The organism is Stenotrophomonas sp. TWI809 (assembly GCF_039673205.1).
GTDB lineage: Bacteria > Pseudomonadota > Gammaproteobacteria > Xanthomonadales > Xanthomonadaceae > Stenotrophomonas.
Genome location: NZ_JBDJLE010000004.1, coordinates 20,245 through 37,500, shown reverse-complemented (window position 1 = coordinate 37,500; position 17,256 = coordinate 20,245). Strand labels below are relative to the sequence as shown.

General features: G+C 66.6%; 12 protein-coding genes. 5 read left to right on the top strand and 7 right to left on the bottom strand.

Going from position 1 to position 17,256, the window contains the following annotated elements; genetic code table 11:
- Positions 1-49: 49 nt before the first annotated feature.
- Positions 50-649 carry a 4'-phosphopantetheinyl transferase superfamily protein gene (locus ABE472_RS04435; RefSeq protein WP_346465634.1) on the bottom strand — a complete coding sequence of 200 codons (600 nt, stop codon included), beginning with the start codon at positions 647-649 and terminating at the stop codon, positions 50-52.
- Positions 650-739: 90 nt separating this feature from the next.
- Here ABE472_RS04435 and ABE472_RS04430 point away from each other — a divergent pair, with 90 nt between their 5' ends.
- Positions 740-991 carry a GlsB/YeaQ/YmgE family stress response membrane protein gene (locus ABE472_RS04430; protein WP_123729793.1) on the top strand — a complete coding sequence of 84 codons (252 nt, stop codon included), beginning with the start codon at positions 740-742 and terminating at the stop codon, positions 989-991.
- A gap of 63 nt (positions 992-1,054) precedes the next feature.
- Here the strand turns inward: ABE472_RS04430 and xth are convergent, their stop codons facing one another.
- Complete coding sequence (gene xth, locus ABE472_RS04425; protein ID WP_313211915.1) at positions 1,055-1,822, bottom strand: exodeoxyribonuclease III; 768 nt, start codon at positions 1,820-1,822, stop codon at positions 1,055-1,057.
- Positions 1,823-1,978: 156 nt separating this feature from the next.
- Between xth and ABE472_RS04420 the strand changes: the two genes are divergently transcribed.
- A complete protein-coding gene (locus ABE472_RS04420) occupies positions 1,979-2,314 on the top strand; it encodes a hypothetical protein (RefSeq protein ID WP_346465632.1) in 336 nt (111 codons plus the stop codon).
- A 163-nt stretch (positions 2,315-2,477) separates the two neighbouring features.
- Here the strand turns inward: ABE472_RS04420 and ABE472_RS04415 are convergent, their stop codons facing one another.
- From ABE472_RS04415 to ABE472_RS04405, 3 genes are all read right to left on the bottom strand, one after another.
- The gene (locus ABE472_RS04415) at positions 2,478-3,893 is read right to left on the bottom strand and encodes a coniferyl aldehyde dehydrogenase (protein ID WP_346465630.1); all 1,416 of its coding nucleotides are present in this window, start codon (positions 3,891-3,893) and stop codon (positions 2,478-2,480) included.
- Positions 3,894-4,074: 181 nt separating this feature from the next.
- Complete coding sequence (locus ABE472_RS04410) at positions 4,075-5,730, bottom strand: MFS transporter (protein ID WP_313219263.1); 1,656 nt, start codon at positions 5,728-5,730, stop codon at positions 4,075-4,077.
- 66 nt (positions 5,731-5,796) lie between these two features.
- Positions 5,797-7,224 carry a DcaP family trimeric outer membrane transporter gene (locus ABE472_RS04405; RefSeq protein ID WP_313211921.1) on the bottom strand — a complete coding sequence of 476 codons (1,428 nt, stop codon included), beginning with the start codon at positions 7,222-7,224 and terminating at the stop codon, positions 5,797-5,799.
- Between the two features lie 519 nt (positions 7,225-7,743).
- Here ABE472_RS04405 and acs point away from each other — a divergent pair.
- The 3 genes from acs to ABE472_RS04390 all read left to right on the top strand — a co-directional run bounded on the left by acs (position 7,744) and on the right by ABE472_RS04390 (position 11,502).
- Positions 7,744-9,687, top strand: a complete 1,944-nt coding sequence (gene acs, locus ABE472_RS04400) for an acetate--CoA ligase (RefSeq protein ID WP_346464590.1) — start codon at positions 7,744-7,746, stop codon at positions 9,685-9,687.
- 205 nt (positions 9,688-9,892) lie between these two features.
- Positions 9,893-10,558, top strand: a complete 666-nt coding sequence (locus ABE472_RS04395) for a response regulator transcription factor (RefSeq protein WP_121040978.1) — start codon at positions 9,893-9,895, stop codon at positions 10,556-10,558.
- A 365-nt stretch (positions 10,559-10,923) separates the two neighbouring features.
- Positions 10,924-11,502 (top strand): manganese efflux pump MntP family protein, encoded by a 579-nt coding sequence (locus ABE472_RS04390; protein ID WP_313211923.1) that lies wholly within the window; start codon positions 10,924-10,926, stop codon positions 11,500-11,502.
- A 24-nt stretch (positions 11,503-11,526) separates the two neighbouring features.
- Here ABE472_RS04390 and ABE472_RS04385 read toward each other — a convergent pair whose 3' ends face one another.
- Together ABE472_RS04385 and ABE472_RS04380 are read right to left on the bottom strand one after the other, a co-directional pair.
- A complete protein-coding gene (locus ABE472_RS04385) occupies positions 11,527-14,976 on the bottom strand; it encodes a PAS domain-containing hybrid sensor histidine kinase/response regulator (protein WP_346464591.1) in 3,450 nt (1,149 codons plus the stop codon).
- Between the two features lie 78 nt (positions 14,977-15,054).
- The gene (locus tag ABE472_RS04380; protein ID WP_346464592.1) at positions 15,055-17,202 is read right to left on the bottom strand and encodes a S46 family peptidase; all 2,148 of its coding nucleotides are present in this window, start codon (positions 17,200-17,202) and stop codon (positions 15,055-15,057) included.
- Positions 17,203-17,256 lie beyond the last annotated feature (54 nt).

The window sequence follows — 17,256 nt, the reverse complement described above, 5'->3', positions numbered from 1 at the left end:
GCACCATTATCGCAGGTCGGTAGAGCCGACCGTTGGTCGGCGCCCCATCTCACATCGCATGCCAGGCCAGCGCCGCGCGGAAATCATCGGCTGCCTGCCACTCATGCAGGTGCCAGCGCCCGGCCGGCCCCAGTTCCGGATCGCACCAGGCCAGATGCAGGCCACCGTCGATGCCGGGCGCGAGCTGCAGCCGGTGCAGACCGAAGGAGATGCCCTGCCCCTGCGCCTTCAATAGCGCTTCCTTGGCGCACCACACGCGGAAGAACCAATGGTTGCGGGCGTTCTCGTCCAGCGATTCCAGCCAGGCGATCTCGGCCGGGTGGAAGAAGCGCTGCACGATTTCCAGCATCCGTGGCCTCGGGCGCAGCGGCTCCAGGTCCACGCCGAGGCGGACGCCTTCACCGAGGGCGACCAGCAGCTGCCCATGGCTGTGGCTCCAGCCGGTCCCGATATGCGCCAACGGGCCATGCAGCTCTGGCCGGCCGCGCGGGTCGCGCTGCAACGGCACGTCCTCCGGCGCCCCGCCCAGCTGCTCGGCCAGCAGCACCCGGGCCTGGGGCTCGCCCCGGGTGCCCGGCACATGCGGCAGGCGCCAGACCGTGACCGGGCCGAAGCGCCAAGGGCCGTCCAGCGTCGCCGGCAGGGTCACGCCACGGCTCCGCCGTCGCGGCTGCACGACGATTTCACAGGGTGTGCCGTCCACTGCAGGGGTTGCAACCGCACAGAGGGAGTCAACGTTATGGGCATCATCATCTGGTTGATCGTCGGCGGCATCGTGGGCTGGCTTGCCAGCATCATCATGAAGCGGGACGCGCAGCAAGGCATCATCCTCAACATCGTGGTCGGCATCGTCGGCGCATTGCTGGCCGGTTGGCTGTTCGGCGGTGGCATCAATGAAGCGATCACCATCCGCACGTTCCTGTTCTCGTTGATCGGCGCAGTGATCCTGCTCGCGATCGTGAATCTGTTTACGCGCAGAAACGTGCGGTAACGAACGCACGTACAAGGTTTGATCGACAAGGCCCGGCACTGCCGGGCCTTGTTGTTTCCGCGGTCAGCCCAACTGCACCCAGGCCGGGGCATGGTCGCTGGGGCGCTCCCAGGTGCGCGGCTCACGGTCGATGCCCGAGGCCAGCGCGCGCGCCTTGAGCGCGTCGGAGACCAGGGTCAGGTCGATGCGCAGGCCCAGGTTGCGCCGGAAGCCGGCCGCCCGGTAGTCCCACCAGCTGAACACGCCCTCTTCCTCGCTGTGCAGGCGGAAGGCATCGTGCAGGCCGAGCTGCAGCAGCTTGTTCAGGGCACCGCGCTCGGCGGTGGAGGTCAGGATGTGGTTCTCGTTCCAGACCAGCGGGTCGTGCACGTCGCGGGCATCGGGCGCGATGTTGAAGTCGCCCATCACCACCAGCTCCGGGTACTTCGCCAACTCGGCCTCGACCCAGGCATGCACGGCCTCCAGCCAGCGCAGCTTGTAGGCGTACTTGTCGGTGCCCACGTCCTGGCCGTTGACCACGTACAGGTTGATGATGCGCACACCGTTGACGGTGCCGGCGATGGCGCGCTTCTGCTCATCCTCGAAGCCGGGGATGCCGATCTGCACGTCCTGCGCCGGCTCGCGCGAGAGCAGCGCGACGCCGTTGTAGGTCTTCTGCCCGGCAAACACGCTGCGGTAGCCCAGCCCGGCCAGCACCGCGTCGGGGAACTTGTGGTCCTCCATCTTGGTTTCCTGGATGCCGACCACGTCCGGCGCGAACGCCGTGAGCCATTGTTCCAGGTGCGGCAGGCGCACGTTGAGCGAGTTGACGTTCCAGGAGGCGATTTTCATGCGCGCCATTCTACCGGTAGCCACCGACCGTTGGTCGGTGGAGCCGGTAGTGCCGGCCGCTGGCCGGCAGCCTCTCGCGTCCGGGCACGCAGATTTTTGCCGCACGCCTGCGTCTCCCGCTAGGCTCTGGCCCACCCCCGCTAGCGCAGATATCCCATGAACGCAGATGCCTTCGTAGCAAAATGGTACGCGGAGAAAGCGAACCTGCTCGCCATGGCATGGACCCCAGGCACGGCGTGCGCAGCAAGGATTGCCGCGATGGACCTGTCGCCCGAGCAGACCCAGCTGTTGCGGGAGATGCTCGACGTCTTCACCACCGACACCCTCTACACCCTGCTGCTCGGGTTGGATGGCAGCGCCGCGCTGGGCGGCGACCAGCGCCACTACACCCTGCTGGACGAGGACGGTTCGGTGATTGCCGAGGAGGGCGATCTTGAAGCTGCGGCCTATGCGTGGTTCCACGAAGGCCGATCGTCACAGCCGGGGCGTTGATCGTTCTTTTCTCAACGTCAAGCTCGAGCAGGCCCGATGCTTAGGCACGGCCGCGTGAGCCGAATAGACGTGGTAATCGGCTCACCAGCGCATCGGTTCGATTTTTTGCGCGGGACCCGGGCAGTCGAGCAAGTCTCGACGTTACCGTGCAACACGCTAAGGTTCACCGCACCATCATCTTCAACATCCCGGCGATCTTCGAATACGGCGGCTTGAGCAGATCGCTGGCGGCCCAGCGCGACTGCCACAGGATCGGCAGTTGCTTGCTCATCGCATCGAAACCGGCGCGCGCGTGGTACGCGCCCATGCCACTCGGGCCAACACCGCCGAACGGCAGCCCATTGACCGCGAAATGCAGCAGCGTGTCGTTGACGGTGACGCCGCCGGCCACGACCTGCGCCAGCACCCGTTCTACCTGCACATGTTCGTGACTGAAGACGTACAGCGCCAACGGGCGGTCACGGGACTGCACGGCCGCGATGGCAGCGTCCAGATCCGGATATGCGCAGACCGGCAGGATCGGACCGAAGATCTCCTCGCGCATCAGGGCCAGATCGGCCGGCGGATCGAGCACGATGGTCGGCACGATCAGCCGCTCGCGCTGCGCACGCTCGGGATCGACCGTCGCCAGTTCGATCACCGGCACGCCCCGCGCGCGGGCTTCATCGAGATAGCCACGCAGGCGCTGGTACTGGCCGTCGTGGATGATCCGGGTGTAATCGGCGGTGTCACTGAAATCGCCGTAGCGCGCCTGCACCTGGGTCTGCAGCTGCTGCACCAGCTCGCGCTGGCGATGGCCGTCGATCAGCACGTAGTCCGGCGCGATGCAGGTCTGGCCGGCATTGAAGAACTTGCCGGTGGCCAGGCGCGCCGCCGCCTTCTCCAGCGGGTAGTCGCTGCAGACAATGGCGGGGGATTTGCCGCCCAGTTCCAGCGTGAGCGGGGTCAGGTGCTCGGCGGCGGCCGCCATGACCTTGCGGCCGATGGTGGTGGAGCCAGTGAACACCAGGTGGTCCAGCGGCGAGCCGGCCAGGGCGCTGGCGAGGTCTCCATCGCCCTGCACGACCGCCACGCGATCGGAGGGGAAAACCTCGGCCAGCAGCGACTGCAGGAAGGCGCTGGTGCGCGGCGTGTGCTCGGACGGCTTGAGGATCACGTGGTTGCCGGCGGCGATCGCGGTCGCCAGCGGAATCAGGGCCAGGTTGACCGGGTAGTTCCACGGCGAGATCACCCCGACCACGCCCAGCGGCACCGGCCGGGTCTGCGCGCGCGCCGGCCAGAACCGCCAGCCGACACCGACCCGGCGCGGCCGCATCCAGCCGCGCAGATGGCCGCACAGATGATCGATGTCGCCGAGCACGGTCATGCCATCGGCGATCAGCGATTCGTGGGTGGAGCGGTGGCCGAAGTCGGCCGAGATCGCCGCGGCCATTTCCGGCAGGCGCGCCTTGAGGGCCGCGCGCAGGCGCTGCAGGTCGTCGCGGCGCTGTTCCAGCGTCGGGCGGTTGGCCTGCCAGGCGGTGCGCAGGGTCTGCAGGATCGCGGGAAGCGCGGCGGGATCGGTGTGGGCATCGCTCATGGCCCGACTATAACGGCAGGCTGCGTGAGAGCGGGTCAGGGTAGTGCCGGCCGCTGGCCGGCAGCCTCGCACGCGTGCCCGTCGATTGATCGGGAGCCGGCCAGCGGCCGGCACTACCCAGGACACAAAAAAGGGCCGCGATCTGCATCGCGGCCCCTTGGTCATACCGTGTGGCGCACCGCTACTTGGTGATGTCCACATCCTTGGTTTCATGCAGGAACAGGCCGCCCACCACGACCGTCATCAACGCGATGATGATCGGGTACCACAGGCCGTAGTAGAGGTTGCCGGTACCGGCCACCAGCGCGAAGGAAATCGCCGGCAGGAAGCCACCGAACCAGCCGTTGCCGATGTGGTACGGCAGCGACATCGAGGTGTAGCGGATACGCGTCGGGAACAGCTCGACCAGGTAGGCGGCGATCGGGCCATAGACCATCGTCACGTACAGCACCAGCAGCCACAGCATGAAGATCGTGCCGGGGATGTTGATGCGCGCGTTGTCAGCCTTGGCCGGGTAACCGGCGGCACCCAACGCACCCTTGAGCTCTCCGCCGAAGGCATCGCCCTTGGCCTTGAGTTCTTCCTTGGTCAGGCCTGCAGCCTCGTAGGAGGTCACGGCGGTGGTCCCGACGTTGACCGTCGCCAGCGTACCGGCCGGTGCCGGCTTCACTTCATAGGGCACACCGGCTTTGGTCAGGGCCGCGGTGGCCACGTCGCAGGAGCTGGTGAACTTGCGCAGGCCGACCGGATCGAACTGGAACGAGCAGGTGTTCGGGTCGGCATTGACCAGCGCCGGCGAGTTGGTGCGGGCTTCTTCGATGGCCGGGTTGGCGAAGTGGGTCAGGCCCTTGAAGATCGGGATGTAGGTGATGGCGGCCAGCAGGCAGCCGGCCAGGATGATCTTCTTGCGGCCGATACGGTCGGACAGCCAGCCGAAGAAGATGAAGAACGGCACGCCCAGTGCCAAGGCTGCGGCGATCAGCAGATAGGAGGTGGTGGCGTCGACCTTGAGCATGCTGCTCAGGAAGAACAGCGCGTAGAACTGGCCGCCGTACCACACCACGGCCTGACCGGCTGCGGCACCGAGCAGGACCAGCAGCATCAGCTTGAGGTTGCCGTCCTTGAGGCTGTCACGGAACGGGGTCTTGGAGCCCTTGCCTTCAGCCTTCATCTGCTGGAACAGCGGGGATTCGCTCAGCTGCAGGCGGATCCACACCGAGATGCCCAGCAGCACGATCGAGACCAGGAACGGAATACGCCAGCCCCAGGCTTCGAACGCTTCATTGCCCAGGAAGTAACGGCAGGCCAGGATGATCAGCAGCGACATGAACAGGCCAAGCGTCGCGGTGCACTGGATGAAGCTGGTGTACAGGCCACGCTTGTCGGCCGGTGCGTGCTCGGCGACGTAGGTCGCCGCGCCACCGTATTCGCCACCCATCGCCAGGCCCTGGGCCAGACGCAGGATGATCAGGATCACCGGGGCGGCGAAACCGATCGACGCATAGTTGGGCAGCACGCCGACCAGGAAGGTCGAGATGCCCATGATCAGGATCGTGACCAGGAAGGTGTACTTACGGCCGATCCGGTCACCGAGGCTGCCGAAGAAGGCCGCGCCGAACGGGCGCACGAAGAAGCCGGCCGCGAACGCCAGCAGGGCGAAGATCATGCCCGTGGTTTCATTTACGCCGCTGAAGAACTGCTTGGCGATGATCGCGGCGAGCGAGCCGTACAGGAAGAAGTCGTACCACTCGAAGACGGTCCCCAGGCTGGACGCGAAGATGACCTTCTTGTGTCCCTGGGTAAGTTGGGCTTTTGTTGGTGCGGGTGTGGTGGACATAAGACGCTTCCCCTCCGAAGCAATCGTTGTGTTGTGCCGGCTGTACACCGGCAATCGTTTTTTCTTTTAGAAGCTGTATTTCGTCGTGAACTGCAGGCGGCTGATATCGCCCTTGCGGCCATCCTCGATCTCGCGCACGCCGTACATCAGCTCGGCGCCGACATCGACCTTGGGCATTGGTGTGTAGAACACGTTGCCGCGGATGCTCTGCACGCTCTTGGTGACCAGCGGGCCAAGGCTGCCGTCGTTGTCGTAATCGCTGCGCGCGTAGATCAGGTTGGTGCGCAGCTTCGGAGTAAAGGCATGGCGCCAGCCCACATAGCCGGCCAGCACGCCGGTCGGGTTGAGTTCGTCGCGGGCGATGTCATACGCGGTATCGGCGGTGACGCCCAGGCCGATGTAACGTGCGATGCCTTCGCCACCGGTGACCTGGTAGTGCAGCGTATCGGTCGGGCCCATCACCCACTTGCCGCCCAGGGTGAGGCCGCCGGCGATCTTGTCCGCATCGGCACCGGTGGTCTGGTTGTCGACCTTGAGCTGGCGGACCACGCCGCCGACGCCGAAGGTGCCCCAGTCACCCTTCCAGCCATAACGCAGGGTCAGATCCGGCAGCGCGCCGCGATCGGAGTTGCTGGCCACGTTGGTCCACGCGCCGGTGACCGGGTTGCGGGTGCCGGTGAGCAGCGTGGTTTCCGGGTTTTCCAGCGCGACGCTGAAGCCGCCCTGGGTGTAGCGGATCTGTGCCTGGCGCACGAAGATCACACCATCGGTCGGGCCGACGAAGTCCGCCGCTTCCGGCAGCGACGCGGCGTCCATGAAGTTCGACCAGGTCTGGCCGGCCATCCAGTTGTTCCAGTACATGTAGGCGTGACGCAGGGTCGCACCGTAGGTATTGGTCGCGGTCTGGTTGCCCAGTGAGTTGCCGAAGAAGTCCATCTCGAAGAACGCACCGGACTTGTTGCCGGCCTCGCTGACATTGTCGATGCCAAGATTGAAGCGCGAGAACTTGGCGTGGGCGTTGTAGTCCACGTCCGAACGCTTGCCGCTGCCGCCGGCACCGGCCACCGGGGTCTGGCCCGGCAGGTACAGCGCGCGACCGGTGGCATCGTCGGCCAGCTGACCGTCGCCGGTCTGGGTGGCGAGGAAATCGGCCTTGATGAAGCCGCCGATCTTGACCGTGGTCCCCGGCGCGGCGCCCGGGGTGATGGTGGTGACCTGGATCGGCTGCTTGCCGGCCGGCACGGTGGCCGCCACCGGTTGCTGCGCCTGCACGGTGCGCACCGCGGTGACATCGGTCTGGGCCTGGCTGATCTGGACCTGCTGTTGCTGCTGGTTGTTCAGCAGCAGCTGGACCTGGCGCTCCAGTTCCACGACGCGGGCTTCCAGTGCTTTCTCTTTTGCGGTTTCGGCGAACGCCATGCCTGGCGCGATCAATGCGACGAACATGGCGGCGGCCAACGGCCGGCGTGTCGTCCTCAGCAAACGGTGGCTCATGTTGCCCTCTCTCCCGGGTGGCAAGGTGATGCCGCGCATGGGGCACGGTCGAGCCGAGGGTGCGGCGGGTTGACGCACCGAAGCTATTGGCCATTAGTCGTACTCGCCCCAGCGGGGCGAGTACGACCCGGGCGCCGGCAGGCGGCCGGCAGGTGCCGAAGGCACCGTGTAGGTACCGACCGTTGGTCGGTACGCAGTGCCTCACGACCAACGGTCGTGAGCTACCGGGGCGAATGGCCGTGTGCCTCACGACCAACGGTCGTGAGCTACCGGGGCGAACGGCCGTGTGCCTCACGACCAACGGTCGTGAGCTACCGGGGCGAACGGCCGTGAGCCTCACGACCAACGGTCGTGGGCTACCGGGGTCAACGGCCATGTCATATCGGGGTGGTCGGCGTTCGACCATGGTCTAACCACCCCGATACCGCGCAGACGGGTGGATGCGGCAAACTGAGGGGGAGAGGTCGCCACTTATGTTGCGACCGCACAACCCCAAGTCAACGTGCAAGTGAGGGTGCCATGGCTGATCTTTACCCCGTCGACGCCGCGTTCGCCGCGGCATCGCGGATCGACAAGAACACGTACCAGCAGCTCTACCGCGAATCGGTGGAGCATCCGGATGCCTTCTGGGGCAAGGCCGCCGAGCGCCTGGACTGGTTCAAGAAACCGACCCGCATCAAGAACGTCAGCTACCAGCTCGACGATTTCCGCATCAAGTGGTTCGAAGACGGCGAGCTCAACGCCAGCGTCAACTGCCTGGATCGCCAGCTCGACAAACGCGGCGACAAGATCGCCCTGCTGTTCGAACCGGACAGCCCCGATGCACCGTCGCAGGGCGTCACCTATCGCGAGCTGTATGAGCGCACCTGCCGCCTCGGCAACGCGCTGCGCAACCTCGGCGTCAAGAAGGGCGACCGGGTCACCATCTACCTGCCGATGATCGTCGACGCCGCGGTGGCCATGCTGGCCTGCGCGCGTATCGGTGCGATCCACTCGGTGGTGTTCGGCGGCTTTGCCCCGAACTCGATCGCCGACCGCGTCATCGACTGCGGCAGCAAGCTGATCATCACCGCCGACGAAGGTCTGCGCGGCGGCAAGAAGATTCCGCTCAAGGCCAACGTCGATGCGGCGCTGAAGCTGCCCGGCACCACCACCGTGGAAACGGTGCTGGTGGTCCGCCACACCGGCGGCGCGGTGGACATGCAGGCCCCGCGCGACCGCTGGTTCCACGACGTGGTGGATCCGCAGCCGACGCAGTGCGAGCCCGAGCGCATGAACGCCGAGGATCCGCTGTTCATCCTCTACACCTCCGGCTCCACCGGCAAGCCCAAGGGCGTGCTGCACACCACCGGCGGTTACCTGCTGTACGCGGCCTACACCCATGAAGCGGTGTTCGACCTGCGCGAGGACGACATCTACTGGTGCACCGCCGATGTCGGCTGGGTCACCGGCCACAGCTACATCGTGTACGGTCCGCTGGCCAATGGCGCGACCTCGGTGATGTTCGAAGGCGTGCCGAACTTCCCGAACACCTCGCGGTTCTGGGAAGTGATCGACAAGCACCAGGTCACCATCTTCTACACCGCCCCCACCGCGATCCGCGCGTTGATGCGCGAAGGCGATGCACCGGTCAAGCGCACCTCGCGCAGTTCGCTGCGCCTGCTCGGCAGTGTCGGCGAGCCGATCAATCCGGAAGCGTGGCGCTGGTACTACGAAGTGGTCGGCGACAGTCGCTGCCCGATCGTGGATACCTGGTGGCAGACCGAAACCGGCGGCATCCTGATTTCCCCGCTGCCGGGCGCGGTCGATCTCAAGCCGGGCTCGGCCACCCTGCCCTTCTTCGGCGTGCAGCCGGCGCTGGTCAATGCCGATGGCGAGATCCAGGAGGGGGCCACCGAAGGCAACCTGATCATCCGCGATTCGTGGCCGGGCCAGATGCGCACCGTCTACGGCGACCATCAGCGTTTCATCGATACCTACTTCCGCACCTACCCGGGCAGCTACTTCACCGGAGACGGCTGCCGTCGTGACGAGGATGGCTACTACTGGATCACCGGCCGCGTGGACGATGTGATCAACGTTTCCGGCCACCGCATCGGCACCGCCGAGGTGGAAAGCGCGCTGGTCTCGCACCCGAAGGTGGCCGAAGCGGCCGTGGTCGGCTTCCCGCACGACATCAAGGGCCAGGGCATCTATGCCTACGTGACCCTGATCGCCGACGAGACGCCGAGCGATGTACTGCACAAGGAGCTGGTGGCCTGGGTGCGCAAGGAAATCGGTCCGATCGCCGCGCCCGACCATCTGCAGTGGGCACCGGGCCTGCCCAAGACGCGCTCGGGCAAGATCATGCGCCGCATCCTGCGCAAGATCGCCGAGAACGCCCCGGACCAGCTCGGCGACACCTCGACCCTGGCCGATCCGTCGGTCGTGGCCTCGCTGGTGGAAGAACGCAAAGTGAAGTGAAGTAACCCTTCACCGTGCAGGCGCAGGATGGGGCCGCGTCATCGCCTTCGCGCTGTCGCTCCCACGATCCGCAAGCGGATCGTGGGCCCCGCCTCACCAGCACCCACACCCCGCCGCTTCGCGGCCGCCCCCTGACTCAGGGGGCTGTCATCTCGATAGACCTTTTCGTTGCGTCGCTGCACGCCTCCGCAACATGGCCCCCACCATGACGACCCTCCTGATTGCCGATGACCATCCGCTGTTCCGCGAAGCCCTTCGCGGGGCCGTGCAACGCGTCATCCCCGGCGTGCAGCTGTACGAAGCGGACAGCGTGGAAGCGCTGTACCAGCTGGCCGACCAGCACACCGACGCCGACCTGGTCCTGATGGACCTCAACATGCCCGGTGCGCAGGGCTTCAACGCGCTCGTGCATATGCGTGCCCTGCACCCGCAGCTGCCGGTGGTGGTGGTGTCCGCACGCGAAGAGCCGACGGTGATGCGCCGCGCGCTCGACCATGGCGCCTTCGGCTTCATCCCCAAATCCGCCGATTCGGACACGATCGGCCATGCACTGGGCACCATCCTGGATGGTGAGACCTGGGCACCGCCGGAAGCGCACAACGTGCCCCAGACCGGGCGCGAGGAACGCGAGATCGGCCAGCGCCTGCGCGAGCTGACCCCGCAGCAGTTCCGGGTATTGCAGATGCTCGGCGCCGGCCGCCTCAACAAGCAGATCGCCTACGACCTCAATGTCTCCGAAGCGACGATCAAAGCCCACGTCACCGCGATCCTGCGCAAGCTGGGCGTCACCAACCGCACCCAGGCGGTGCTGATGGCCGGCAAGCTGGCCATCGATGACGAGCAGATCGTGTTGCCGCCCGAAGAGGAGTGAGGGCACCACGCGGATCGGTGGCGTAGAGCCGACCGTTGGTCGGCTGCAGAGCCCGATCACGCCGTGCAGCCGACCAACGGTCGGCTCTACCCGCCACGGCTTATAGCCGGGGCTATGAAATCCAGCGTTACCTGCGCAATTGCCGGTAAACGCGCCACGCCACAACCCCGGTGCTAAGCTTCGCGTCCCCTTGGGGAGTAGCCGGATTCCTGCTGAAGGAATCGCCCGTATCAACATACTCGGCCAGTGCGCCGTGGTGCGGGCAACCATCTTGGTTGGCGAGACCAGCGGTCCGCGTGCGCAACGACAGGTTGGGCGCGTCCGCGGTCCGTTGCTCGCTCTCGCCCGACCTGTCGCGTATCCCAATGTCCCCCATTTCGATCCTGCTGATCGGCTTTGCCATGTCCACCGATGCCTTCGCTGCTGCCATCGGCAAGGGCGCGGCCATGCGCAAGCCACGCTTTTCCGACGCCTTGCGCGCCGGCCTGATTTTCGGTGTCATCGAAGGCATCACGCCGGTGATCGGCTGGCTGCTCGGCCGCGCTGCGCTGGCGTATGTGGAGGCCTTCGATCACTGGATCGCGTTCGGCCTGCTCGGTGCGCTGGGCGTGCACATGATCATCAACGGCCTGCGCCCCGACGAGGGCGGCGACGAGGAAGACACCAGCAAGCACCATGGCTTCTGGCGCCTGGCAATGACCGGCTTCGCCACCAGCATCGATGCGATGGCAGTCGGCATCGGCCTGGCCTTCCTCGACGTGCATATCGGTGTGATGGCGCTGATCATCGGCCTGTGCACGCTCACCATGGTGACCGCCGGCATCATGCTCGGCCGCGTGCTGGGCGGCATGGTCGGCAAGCGCGCCGAGATCATCGGCGGCCTGATCCTGATCATCATCGGCTCGACCATCCTGTACGAACATCTCAGCGGCGCCGTGGCCTGACCGGCGGTCACGCCCGCCCCACGGCTAGAGATCGCCGCGGGTGTCGTGGAAGGCGGCCAGGAAGGCCCGCAGCGAGGCCGGCTTGATCGGTTTGGTCAACAACCGATAGCCGCGGTCACGCGCCATCCGCTTGAGCTCGTCGCGGCCGTCGGCGGTGAGCAGCGCCCCCGGAATCGCACGCCCGGCCTTCTGGCCCAGCGCCACCAAGGTATCCAGCCCGTCCAGGCGGTCATGCAGGTGGTAATCCACCAACATCACGTCCGGCCGTTCGACCACTTTCTCCAGTGCCTGGTCGACGGTGCTGGCGGTGATCACCTGCACCTGCCAACGGCCCAGCAGCGCCCGCATGCCATCCAGGATTTCCTGATCGTTATCCACGCACAGCACGCGCATGCCGGCCAGTGAATCGGCGCGGGTGACCGGGCTCGGTGCCGGCAGTGCGTCTGCGGTCGGCAAGGCCGGGGCCGCCACGAGAGGCAGCAGGATCGAGAACATGCTGCCGCTGCCGACCCGGCTGCGGGCGTTGAGGCGGTGATCGAGCAGGCGCGAGATACGCTGGCAGATCGACAGGCCCAGCCCCAGGCCCTGCTCGCCCCAGTCGAACGGCTGCTGGTAGCGATGGAACTCATCGAAGATCTGCTGCATGTGGTGTTCGGGAATGCCCGGGCCGGTATCCCATACCTGCAGTTCCACTTCCGGCCCGCGATGGCGCACGGCCAGCACGATGCGGCCCTGGCGCGTGTAGCGCAGCGCATTGGCCAGGAAGTTCTGCAGCACGCGGCGCAGCAGGCGGCGATCGCTGCGCACCCAGGCCGGCCGCGCGAACAGATCCATGCGCAACCCACGGCCGGCTGCGACGGGCGAGTACTGCGCCGCCAGCTCGCGCATCAGCAGGCTGACATCGAATTCACCGATCACCGGATGCAGGCCACCGGCATCCAGACGGGAGACATCCAGCAGGCCATCCAGCAGTTCCTCGGCTGCACGCAACGAGGCATCCACGCGCTCGGCCAGATGCCGTTGCTCTTCGTTGTTGTGGTGGCTCTCACGCAGCGCTGAAGCGAACAGACGGGCAGCATTGAGCGGCTGCAGCACGTCGTGGCTGATCGCGGCCAGGAAGCGCGTCTTGGACTGCTGGGCCACTTCGGCTTCATGCGAGCGCTCGGCCACGCGCTGTTCCAGCGTTTCGTTGGCTTCCAGCAGCGCGCGCTCGGCGTGCTTGTAGTCGGTGATGTCGTTGTAACTGGTGACGTAGCCACCGCCGGGCAGCGCCTGCCCGCGCATCTCGATCACCTTGCCGTCGCTGCGGGTGCGCTCGAAGATGTGCGGCGAGCCGGCTCGCATGTAGCCGATGCGGCGGTTGATCTGCAGCTCGATGTCGCCCTCGCCGAGCTCACCGCGCTCGGCGTTGTAGCGGATCAGGTCGGCGACCGGCCGGCCCACGTAGAGCATCCCGTCGGGGTACCCGAACATCTGCTGGTAGCGGCGGTTCCAGGCGGTCAGGCGCATGTCCGGATCGACCACGCTGACCCCCGCGCTGATGTTCTCCAGGGTGGTGGAGAGAATCTCGCGGTTGAAGCGCAGTTCCTGGCCTGCCTCGTCGAGCACCGCCACCACTTCGCCCAGGTCCATGCCCGAACCGCGCAGCAGACTGGTCAGCAGCAGGCGGGCCGACGCCGCGCCGATCGAGGCCGCCAGCAGGCGCTCGGTGAACTGCACCCAGGCACGGTCCGCCGGCGCGGAGGCCTGCAGCTCGCGGTCCATGGACTGCGCCTGCTCGAAGAACGATCGACGGGCATGACGGTCGCCCACCACGCGCGAGGCCAGCGCCAACAGGTCACCGACATGCACGTTTCCCGGCCACGCACCGGCCACCGATGGGCGCTGCGCGTAGGGATCCAGGAACGGCGCCGCACGCAGGCGTTCATCCACGCCCGGGCGCCAGCGCACCGAGACCAGCACCATCGCCGCGACATTGACCAGCAGCGACCAGAACGTGCCGTGCGTCAGCGGGTCCCAGCCGCTCATGCCGAACAGGTGCTGCGGCTGCAGCCAGCCGATCCCGAACGGGCCCTGCACCAGCCAGGCCGACGACATCCAGCCGGCCTGGGTCAGCGCCGGCAACAGCAGCGTGTATACCCAGGTGCCGAAGCCGAGCAGCATGCCGACTTCGACGCCGCGGCGGCTGGCACCGCGCCAGTACAGCCCGCCGATCAGCCCCGGGGCGAACTGCGCGACTGCAGCGAAGGCCATCAGGCCGTAGGAGGCCAGGGTACTGTCGTTGCTGCTGCCGCGGTAATAGCTGTAGGCCACCAGCGCCAGCAGCAGGATCGCGGTACGGCGAATCCACAACACGCGCGAAGCGACATCCGCCGCCTCTTGATGATCGCCACTGCGGCGCAGGAGGACCGGCATCACCAGATCGTTGCTGACCATGGTCGCCAGCGCGATGGAGGCCACGATGACCATGCCGGTCGCGGCCGAGAAGCCGCCGACATAGGCGACCAGCGCCAGGAACTTGCGGCCTTCGGCGAGCGGCAGGGCCAGCACCATGCTGTCGTCGGCGACGCTGCCACCGGTGCCGAACAGGGTCACGCCGGCGGTGGCGATCGGAATCACCATCGCCGAGATGATCACCAGGTAGGCCCCGAACATCCAGCGCGCGCGGCGGATATCACGCACATCGCCACACTCGACCACCGCCACATGGAACTGGCGCGGCAGGCAGATGATGGCCAGGAAACTCAGCAGCGTCTGGGAAATGAACCCGACCGGTGGCAAGCCGGTGAACAGCGTATGCGCCGACTCGATCACCGCATCGGTGCGGTCGTTGAGCCACAGGTAGGCGAACAGGCCCAGCGCGACCATCGCGATCAGCTTGATCATCGATTCCAGCGCGATCGCCAGCATCATGCCGTGGTGGTGCTCGGTGGCATCCACCTGGCGGGTACCGAACAGCGTGGCGAACAGCGCCATCAGCAACGCCACGTACAACGCGGGATCCGTGAAGAAGCCAGTCGGGCCGACGTTGCCGGTCAGCACCTGCAGGCTCATCGCGACGGCTTTGTACTGCAGGGCCAGGTACGGCACGATGCCGATCAACGCGATCACCGCCACCAGTGCGGCCAGGCGGCGTGAGCGGCCGAACCGCGAGGAGATGAAATCGGCGATGGAGACCACGTTCTGGCTGCGTGCGATCAGCGCCAGGCGCTCGATGATCCGCCAGCCGAACACCCACAGCAGCAGGGGCCCCAGGTAGATCGGCAGGTAGCCGATGCCATTGCGCACCGCCGTGCCGACCGCACCGTAGAACGTCCATGACGAGCAGTACACGGCCAGTGCCAGGCTGTAGACCACCGGGCGCAGCCACGGGCGATCCGGGTACATCGGGCGACGGTCGCCCCACCACGCCACGCCGAACAGCAGCGCGGCATAGGCCACTGACACCAACAGCAGGATCCAGCTGGAGACCACGCGGGTGTTTCCGTGAGAGCAGCCCGCAGTGTAGGCCACGACCGTTGGTCGTGGCGTTCCAGGGCGGGCCGCCGTGCCTTATTCGGCCGGGACGCCCATTTCCTTCAACAGCTCCGGCGCCGGGTAGACCTTGGCCAGCAGCCAGCGCAGGTAGCGCATGTCCACGTGCACCGCGCGCTTGAAGCGCGGATCGAACCACCAGCTGGCGCTGACCGACTCCCAATTGCTGTCGAAGTTCAGGCCGATCAGTTCGCCCTGTGCGTTGAGCACCGGCGAACCGGAGTTGCCGCCGGTGGTGTCCAGGTTGGTCAGGAAGTTGACCGTCTGGGTCTTCAGCACCGGATCGGCGGTGGAGCCGAAATCACCCTTGGCGATCGCGTCCAGCAGCGGCTTGGGCGCATCGAACGGGTAGGCGTTGGTGTTCTTCTCGACGATGCCGGCCACAGTGGTCACCGGGTCGAAATGCACCGCATCGCGCGGCGACAGCGCCTCGACCTTGCCGTAGCTGATGCGCAGGGTACGGTTCGCATCCGGGTAGACCGCGCGGCCCTGCTTGGCACGCCAGGCGAACAGCGCCTGCATGTACGCCGGGCGCAGGCGCAGCTGCTCGCCTTCGCGGGTCTTGCGCTCGTCATCCAGGCGCAGTTGCGCGGCGACCAGCGGGCCGGCCAGATCGATCAGCGGATCGCGTGCCAGCGCCTTGCCCTCTTTCGCCGCGGCAAAGCGCGACAGCCGCTCGGCTTCGTCGCCCAGGCGCGTGGTGGCGTACAGCGTATCCAGGGTCTTGGCCAGCGCGGCCGGGGTGCGGCCGAAGGCCGCGTCGAACGCGGGCACGCGCTGCGCGTCGGGCAGCTGCTGGTAGCGGGTCAGCAGCGTGGTCAACAGCGCTTTTTCGATGGCCGGATCGTAGCGGCGCTGGACCTGCTTGAGCACGCCCTCGATCAAGGCCAGATCGCGCTGCTGGTAGCCCGTGTCACGCTCGGCATCGGGCTTGGCCGATTCGATGCGCAGGCGCTCCAGGGTCAGTGCCGAGCGCAGCAGCTGGCTCTGCGCCGCGAGCAGATCGAGCAGCAGATCGCGCTCGCCCACTGATGCGCCGCTGGACAGCGAGCTCAGCAGGGACTGGATGTCGCCCCGGTACGTCGCGTCGGTGGCCTGCAGCATCGCTGCCTCATCGGCGGCACGCTGCGCCTTGGCATCGCTGCGCAGCAGGCCTTCCAGCTCGCCAGCGGCGCGCTTGCGGTTGTTCTTCAGCGACTGCAGCTGCGAGGCGTAACGGGTGCGTGCCTGCGCATCCTTCGCACTGGCCGCTTCGATGGTGTCGATCATCTGCTGGAACACCGCCACGCGGCGTGGCAGCACGGCATCGATCTGGCCGGCGAATTCCGCGGCGGTGCGATGGCGGTAGGTGATGCCCGGGTAACCGGCCAGCATCGCGTAGTCGCCGGTCTTCGGGCCGTCGATCGCCATCTTCAGGTGCGCCGGCGGGTGGTACGGCACGTTGTCCACGCTGTACGGCGCGGGCTTGCCGTCCTTGCCCACGTAGGCACGCAGCAGGGTGAAATCACCGGTGTGGCGCGGCCACATGAAGTTGTCGATCTCATCGCCATAATTGCCGATCGCGCGCGGCGGCGCGTAGACCAGGCGCACATCGCTCAGCTCAAGCTGGCGGATGCGATAGAAATCGGTGCCGTAGTACATGTCCGCCACGCTGCAGCGGATGTTGCCTTCTTTCTCGCACTCGGCCACCAGCTGCTTGCTGGCGCGGTCGACCGCATCGAAATACGCCCGTCCGGTCTTGCCGCGCGCATCGCGCAGCACTTCATCGGTGACCTTGTCGAACCCGACCGTGACCAGCACGCGGAAATCCGGGTTGGCCGCGCGCTCATCGCTGCGGCCCTTGGCGATGAAGCCGTCGTTGATCAGGTTGTGCTCGGGCGAGGTGTTGTACTGGATCACGCCCATGGCCACATGGTGGTTGGTCAGCAGCAGGCCGTCGTCGGAGACGAACGAACCGGTCCCGCCACCGGCACGCACCACCGCACTCAGCGGCGGCGCGGTGACGTTGGCCAGGTCGCCCGGGTTGCCCTTGAAGCCGGCCGCCTTCAGCGGTTTGGCCAGGTCCGGCAGCTGGGTCGGCATCCACATGCCTTCGTCGGCATGGGCGCCGGCAGCGAGGGTCAGGCCAAGCGCCAGCGCGGCGGTGAGGGGTTTGCGTGAAGACATGGGCACATCCGGTACGTCAGAACAGCCCGAGACCTTAGCCGCTGCGCCCGGCAG